Here is a 1,097-nt window from a genome sequence, read left to right on the forward strand (position 1 = left end):
CTGACGTTGGTATAGGGAACCGGCAATGGGGCTACATTATCATCGGCATCCTGCTGGGTCAGGTGGTAGCTCACCGTATAGCCGGGGTTGTTCCCCGTGATCTCCGTGTCCTTTATGCCAAGGTCGATCTCCGTAAGGCCATCGGGAACGCCGTCGTCGCAGACCTCCAAAACAGTGGGGGGTACGACAACTGGAAGGGGGTGGGCCGTAAATTCAACAATGCTGCTATTTGGGCATGTTCCAGAGGTTACATACTCTACAAAATAGGTCTCACCTGGCGTTCCATTGGTGACATTTCCCGTATTTGGGTCTATAACTGCAGCATCGGCAGGCGCGGGATTGAAACTAAATGTACCGCCTATAGTACCTGTTAGGGCTACCAGACCACCATCACAGGTTGGTTCTACTGAGAAACTTGCATCGTCAATTGGGAGCGTATCAAAAGTCACAACTTCCGTATCAGAGCATAACCCCACGGTCGTATAAGAAATAGAATATGAAGTACCGGGAGAAGCGTTGGTGATTTCACCTGTTGCAGGGTCGATCACAGCGGCATCCGTTGGCGGCACATCAAAACTAAAAGTTCCTCCCGTCGTACCGGTAATTGTCACTGTACCACCATCACATGTTGGCGTTACGGTAAAGGAGGCATCGTCAGAAGTGAGCACTGTCACATTTTGAGTTGATGATTGTGGACAATCACCAGCTGTGGTATATTCTACTGTGTAAGTCGTACCTGAAATACCGTTGGTTATCGTCCCCAAAGCTGGATCTATAACTGCGCCATCCCCTAAATCAGGATTTAAAACAAATGTACCACCGGTATCTCCTGTTACCGTTGCAGTTGCACCGTCGCATGTGGCCGTTAATGTAAAACCTGGATCGTCTAAGGTCAGTACCGTTAAAACTTGGGTGCTTGAAGCGGGGCACGTTCCCGATGTAAGATACTCTATGGTGTAACTATCACCCGGTGTAGCATTGGTAACCTCACCTGTATTGGGGTCTATGACCGCTGCGTCTGTAGGTATGGGGTCAAAACTAAATGTTCCGCCCGTATCACCGGTTATTGTTGCTGTGCCGCCATCACAGGTTGGGGT

The 1,097-nt window shown here is 49.7% G+C and carries 1 protein-coding gene; it reads right to left on the reverse strand.

The window, feature by feature from the left end:
• Positions 1-1,097: FIDD domain-containing protein (locus KCG49_RS16295; protein WP_501037676.1), on the reverse strand; the 1,097-nt coding region annotated here is incomplete at both ends.

It is taken from the genome of Winogradskyella luteola (assembly GCF_019203985.1).
Classification (GTDB): domain Bacteria; phylum Bacteroidota; class Bacteroidia; order Flavobacteriales; family Flavobacteriaceae; genus Winogradskyella; species Winogradskyella luteola.